Genomic DNA, 5,974 nt, shown 5'->3' with positions numbered 1-5,974 from the left:
GTGCTCGGCGTTGGTGGAGCTATGGATCTCGTGGTGGGCGCACGCCGTGTGATTGCAGCGATGACTCACACGACACCGCAAGGTTCAGCGAAGCTTGTCGCGCGCTGCGCTTACCCGTTGACGGCGCCGCAGTGCGTGGACACCGTCGTGACAGAGCATGCGGTCTTTCGCATTGTCAAGGGGCGCATGACACTCGTCGAGCGGCAAGCGTCGACATCACTTGAGGCGCTTTATGAGATGACGGATGCAACCTTTGACGTTCATCCACAATGTGCAGTCGCAGTGTTTCCGTTCTGACGGCCTCGCAGATGATGACGAGGAGGATATCGTGATGACGTTTGAAGATTTTCGACGATCGATGGGACATTCTTCGCGGCCTGTGCGCAATGAGATCGAGAAGGGCGCGATTCGCAGATTCGCCGCGGCAATCGGGGATTTTAATCCGCGCTACCACGATGATTCGCGGCGTAGCGACGGACGTTTGCTTGCCCCCCCCACGTTTAGCCGAACGTTTGAGTACGGTTCAATCGAGGGATTGACGTTTGCGCGCGAAGGGCTGATCCACGGCGAACAGTCATTTACGTATTACGAACCACTTTATTCAGGTATGACGGTTTTTTGTAGTACAACGCTTCGCGACGTGTATGAACGCGTGGGATCGCTCGGTGCGATGATCTTTTTAGTTTACGGTCAAGAGGTGCGCAACGCGGATGGGGATCTTCTTGAAGAGTCTACGTCTGTCATCATCTTTCGCGACAAGGAGGTGGCTTTGTGATGGCGTTCTCGTTTGCTCTTCATGAAGAACTGCCGACACTCACTAAGCCTCCCGTGTCGCGCATTCAACTCGTACAATATGCCGGAGCTTCTGGTGATTTTAACCCCATCCACACGGTGGACGAAGAGGCGATTGCGTCGGGGTTGCCAGGCGTCATTGCGCACGGGATGCTCACGATGGCGTTTGTGGGGCAACTCTTGACAGACCTACTCGGTGAGCAAGGAACACTGAGACACTGGCAGGTCCGCTTTCGCGGCATGGTGTTTCCCGGTGATGAGATCACATGTGGTGGACGTGTCAAAGAGCGTGCTGAAGAAGGCGCCGTGACTCGTGTCGTGTGCGATGTGTTTGCGCGCACCCGCGATGAGCGCGTGGTCATCGCGGGGGAAGCCACGCTGATGGTTGCGACGCAGGACGTTTCATGACCGATTACCATGTTCCATCAGTCAGCATGGCCGCGCAAGCGCTTAAACTTCTCGCACGCTACAAGTATAGAAGTTGCACATTGACAGAGCTGTCGGAGGCGCTTCATGTCAGTAAAACGACATGTCTGCGCGTGATGCGCACGCTTGTGAACGAAGATTTTGTGCACTACGATGAGGCGACAAAAAAGTACGGGCTAGGTCCTTATTTGATACCTCTTGGCAATCGAGCGTCTGAACTGATCAACTCTGTTGCGTGCGCCACGCAAGAAATGCGTAAGGTGGCCGCGGCGACAGGCATGACGACAGTGCTCGTGCAACGGATGCGCGATGATCGCTTGATGTACATTGCGACAGCCGAGGCGCCGCGCGATGAGATTCGCATCAGTGTTTCCGTTGGTCAGCAATTTCCGCTGACGGCTGCCGCGTTTGGGCGCTGCTTTCTCGCATTTGAATCTGAGGAAGAATGGGAGAAATACACGGCTCGCGGACTTCAGAAGTATACGGAAGGCACCGTGACAGATCCCCTTTTGTGGCGAAGGAGACTTTTGGAGACACGAAAGCGCGGTTATGCAGTCTCGCATGGAGAGTCGCGCGAAGGACTCTCGGCGATCGCTGCCCCTATTTTTGGCGGGGATGACGTTCCGCTGTTGGTCATGGCCTGCATTGCGTTTACTTCCCAATTGCGCGATGAGGATCTAGAAGATGTGGTGAACACGCTGTTGCCTGTCACCAAAAGGCTCTCCATGGGAAGTTTTCACGCATTTGCCTCGCAAGTCTAGGGGTGAGGAGGATACGTTATGGCGCGTCGCGAACAGCATGAGCGAGTGGATGATAACACAGAAATCATTGACGTGCGAAAAGGGGAAGAATTGGATCTGTCCTCGATTGTTCCTCTTTTAAAAGAGGGGATTTTGGATCTCCCGGAGGGGGAGTGGTCCGTCCGTCAATATGCGGCGGGACGCTCCAATCTCACGTATCTCATCAAATGTGGCGCTTGGGAAGCCGTGCTGCGGCGCCCACCGCTCGGACCTGTTGCGCCGAAGAGCCACGATATGCTTCGCGAAGCGCGCATTCTCTCCTTAATATGTGACGTATTTCCACTCGCGCCAAAGCCGTATCTCGTAGTGAGCGATGCATCCATCCTTGGCGCTCCTTTTTATGTGATGGAGCGAAAAACGGGTGTGTGTGTTGACGGACAGTGGCCGACGGCCTATCTGCGCAATGCGGAAACGGGCGCAAAGATGTCCGAAGCGCTGCTCTCGACGATGGTACGCCTTCACAATTTATCGATTGAGGGTGAAGCGATTGCAAAGCTCGGCAGGCCAGATGGATACATGCGTCGACAGACGGAGGGGGTTATTCAGAGGTTCTCAATGGCGCAAACGGTGGAGATTCCGGAGGCTGAGGGCGTTGCGCATTGGTTGCTTCGTCACATTCCGGAGCATTCGGGAAACACGTTGATTCACAACGATTTGAAGTTCAACAACATGCTCCTCTCGCCGAGCGACGCTGCTTTGGTGACGGGCGTTCTCGACTGGGAGATGACAACGCTCGGCGATCCTTTATCGGATCTGGCCATTACGCTTAGTTACTGGGTAGAAGCAGATGATGAACATCAAGGGCTGCGCGGCGTGACGAGTCTTGGTGAACGCTACGGTTTTATGACGCGTCGCAAAATCGCTGAGGCGTACGCAAAGCGCACGGGAAGAGATCTCTTGCATATGGATTTTTACATGGTTTTTGCATCTTTTAAAGCGGCTGTGATCGCGCAACAAATCTATGCGCGTTACCAAAAAGGGCAGACGTCTGATCCGCGTTTTGCAGAACTCGGCGAGCACGCGCGAAGAATGATCCTGCGTGCGCACGATATTGCGCGCGGAGCGATGTGGTAGTTCTATCTTGAAGGATTGGAGTGATGATTCGTGACGAGAAAAGATGGACGTGTTGCGATGGTAACAGGTTCGGCAAGAGGGATTGGCGCGGCGACGGCGATCCGCCTTGCGGCAGACGGCGCGGCGGTGGCCGTCATTGATCTGCGCGAAGAGAGCTGTCAAGAGACGGTGGAGGCGATTCGCGCGGCAGGCGGGCAAGCGATCGGGATTGGTTGTGATGTCTCTCAAACGGAAAGTGTCAAAGCGGCCGTCGAACAGGTCGTGAACGTGTTTGGCAGCTTGGATATCCTGGTGAATAATGCGGGGCTTACGCGCGACAATCTGCTCTTTAAGATGACTGATGAGGATTGGGATGCCGTCATGAGTGTTCATCTGCGCGGAAGCTTTCTCTGTTCACGCGAGGCGCAGAAACAGATGGTGCAAAACCGCTATGGAAAGATCGTCAACCTCAGCAGCACGTCAGCACTTGGCAATCGGGGACAGGCGAATTACGCAGCCGCGAAGGCGGGCTTGCAAGGATTTACAAAGACGCTCGCGATTGAGCTTGGGCCGTTTAACATCAATGTAAACGCGGTTGCCCCCGGTTTTATTGACACGGACATGACGCGCCAGACCGCGGCGCGCATCGGTCTTGATCCGGAAGAGAACATTCGGCGCGCGGTTGAGGTTATTCCAATGCGGCGAGTGGGCGTCCCGAGTGATATTGCAAACGTCATTTCCTTTTTGACAAGTGATGAATCATCCTATGTGACAGGTCAGGTTCTCTATGTGAATGGAGGGCGATGATCGTGTACGATTTCAGTCCGAGTCAAGAGCACGGCTCCGTTCGTGCACTGGTTCGCGCATTCGTTGATCGCGAGATCATGCCGAACATCAGGGCGTGGGATGAAGCGCATCACTTTGAAACGGGGATTCTTCACAAGCTCGCAGACCTCGGAATGATGGGGGTATGCATCCCCGAGGCATACGGCGGCGCGGGGATGGACTACAACACGCTGGCGATCGTCTGTGAGGAACTTGAGCGAGGGGACACTGCGTTTCGCACGGCGGTGTCTGTTCACACGGGGCTTAATTCGATGACCATGCTCCAGTGGGGGAGTGAAGCTCAGAAACAGAAATTTTTGGTTCCCCAGGCTAAAGGAGAGAAGATTGGCGCGTTTGGACTCACCGAGCCCGACGCCGGGTCTGACGTCGCAGGCATGAACTCCATGGCTGTTTTTAAGGGAGATCACTACGTGCTCTCGGGGAGTAAGATCTGGATTTCGCTCTCGGATGTAGCTGATCATTTTTTGGTGTTTGCCTATACGGATCGAAACTTGCGGCATAAGGGAATCAGCGCATTTGTCGTGGAACGCGGGATGCCCGGTTTTTCGACGCGCCCGATTCACGGAAAACTAGGCATTCGCGCAGGCAATACAGGGGAATTGATTTTTGACGATGTCCGTGTGCCTGTTGAAAATCGCATTGGTGAAGAGGGAGAAGGCTTTAAGATCGCGATGTCGGCGCTTGATAACGGCCGCTTCACCGTGGCGGCTGGCGCCTGTGGCACGATCATGGCGTGTCTCGAAGCGTCACTGGCGTACTGTGAGCAGCGCGAGACGTTTGGAAAAAAGATTGGGGAGCACCAACTGGTTCAACAGATGATCGCGAAAATGGCTGCAAATCTTGAAATCTCTCGTCTGCTCGTCGCCAAGGTGGGCTGGCTGAAAAACCGCGGAGTGCGCAATACGCGGGAGACATCCCTCGCCAAATGGGTTTCTTGTGACGCGGCGTTTGAGGCGGCGAGTGACGCGATTCAGGTGCACGGTGCATATGGCTACTCCAGTGAATACCCGGTTGAGCGATACTTGAGAAATGCGAAAGCGCCTGTCATCTACGAGGGAACGCGTGAGATTCACACGATTATGCAGGCGGAATACGCCCTTGGCTATCGCCAAGATGCTGCGTTGCGCGCCATGCTTCCTGCGTGGCCGTTTGCCCACAGTGAGGGGGAGGCGTGAGCGATGGAAAACGTGTGGATTGTGGACTATCTGCGCACGCCGATTGGTCGCCAGGGCGGTATCTTAAGAGGCGTGCGACCGGACGATCTCGCCGCCCATGTGCTCAAAGCGTTGGTCGAGCGCTCAGGGATTGATCCGCAGCGTATTGATGAAGTTGTGATGGGGTGTGTCAATCAAGCGGGAGAAGATAATCGCAATGTCGCGCGGATGGCTGTTCTTTTAGCGGGACTTCCTTTTGAAATCCCGGCGGTGACTGTGAATCGGCTCTGCGCGTCGGGGCTTGAAGCGGTGAACCAAGGGGCGCGTTCCATCATGATTGGAGATGCAGATGTAGTTGTGGCAGGTGGCGTAGAGAGCATGACGCGCGCGCCGTGGGTTTTGCAAAAACCGGATGCGGGAAACCCGCGCGGCAATCAGACGTTGTGGGATACGGCGCTTGGTTGGCGCATGGCGAATCCTGTTTTCCCATACCCAACCGAGAGTATGGGAGAGACGGCCGAGAATGTCGCGCAGTTGTACCAGATTGATCGCGTTGAGCAAGACGCATTTGCGTTGATGAGCCAGCAGCGCGCGGCGCAGGCCGCGCATGCAGGGGTTTTTGCAGAAGAAATCGCACCACTTGACGTTTTGCAGGGAAAGCATGCGGTGCAGGTTCATCGAGACGAACACCCGCGCCCGGAAACCACAATGGAAGGGCTGGCGGCGCTGCGGCCGGCATTTAAATCCAACGGAACAGTTACTGCGGGGAACAGCGCAGGAATTAATGATGGCGCTGCAGCCTTGCTCCTCGTTTCGGAACGGCGAGGGCGTGAACTTGGGTTGAAGCCGCTTGCCCGTATCAGGGGGAGCGTCGCGGCGGGTGTTCACCCGAGCACGATGGGA

The 5,974-nt window shown here is 55.5% G+C and carries 8 protein-coding genes; all 8 read left to right on the top strand.

Features of this window, described 5'->3' with window-relative positions:
- The coding region (locus AYW79_RS15035) for a CoA-transferase (RefSeq protein WP_335583219.1) at nt 1-297 on the top strand (297 nt) is incomplete at its 5' end.
- 34 nt (nt 298-331) lie between these two features.
- Nucleotides 332-775 carry an FAS1-like dehydratase domain-containing protein gene (locus tag AYW79_RS15030; protein WP_067567629.1) on the top strand — a complete coding sequence of 148 codons (444 nt, stop codon included), beginning with the start codon at nt 332-334 and terminating at the stop codon, nt 773-775.
- On the top strand, nt 775-1,200 hold the full coding sequence (locus AYW79_RS15025) for a MaoC/PaaZ C-terminal domain-containing protein (RefSeq protein WP_067567635.1): 426 nt from the start codon (nt 775-777) through the stop codon (nt 1,198-1,200). The genes AYW79_RS15030 and AYW79_RS15025 overlap by 1 nt, the downstream gene beginning before the upstream one ends.
- Complete coding sequence (locus tag AYW79_RS15020; protein ID WP_067567626.1) at nt 1,197-1,979, top strand: IclR family transcriptional regulator; 783 nt, start codon at nt 1,197-1,199, stop codon at nt 1,977-1,979. Before AYW79_RS15025 ends, AYW79_RS15020 begins: the two co-directional genes overlap by 4 nt.
- Before the next feature lie 18 nt (nt 1,980-1,997).
- Nucleotides 1,998-3,092, top strand: coding sequence for a phosphotransferase family protein (locus AYW79_RS15015; protein WP_067567623.1), 1,095 nt, complete (start codon nt 1,998-2,000; stop codon nt 3,090-3,092).
- Nucleotides 3,093-3,122: 30 nt separating this feature from the next.
- Nucleotides 3,123-3,878 carry a beta-ketoacyl-ACP reductase gene (locus tag AYW79_RS15010; protein ID WP_067567621.1) on the top strand — a complete coding sequence of 252 codons (756 nt, stop codon included), beginning with the start codon at nt 3,123-3,125 and terminating at the stop codon, nt 3,876-3,878.
- Between the two features lie 2 nt (nt 3,879-3,880).
- Nucleotides 3,881-5,092 (top strand): acyl-CoA dehydrogenase family protein, encoded by a 1,212-nt coding sequence (locus AYW79_RS15005; RefSeq protein WP_231877839.1) that lies wholly within the window; start codon nt 3,881-3,883, stop codon nt 5,090-5,092.
- A 3-nt stretch (nt 5,093-5,095) separates the two neighbouring features.
- On the top strand, nt 5,096-5,974 hold an 879-nt coding region (locus tag AYW79_RS15000; RefSeq protein WP_067567614.1), incomplete at its 3' end, for a thiolase family protein.

Source organism: Ferroacidibacillus organovorans (assembly GCF_001642725.1).
GTDB lineage: Bacteria > Bacillota > Bacilli > Alicyclobacillales > SLC66 > Ferroacidibacillus > Ferroacidibacillus organovorans.
Note: the sequence above shows the minus strand (reverse complement) of the source record. Positions and strands in the feature narration are given on the sequence as shown.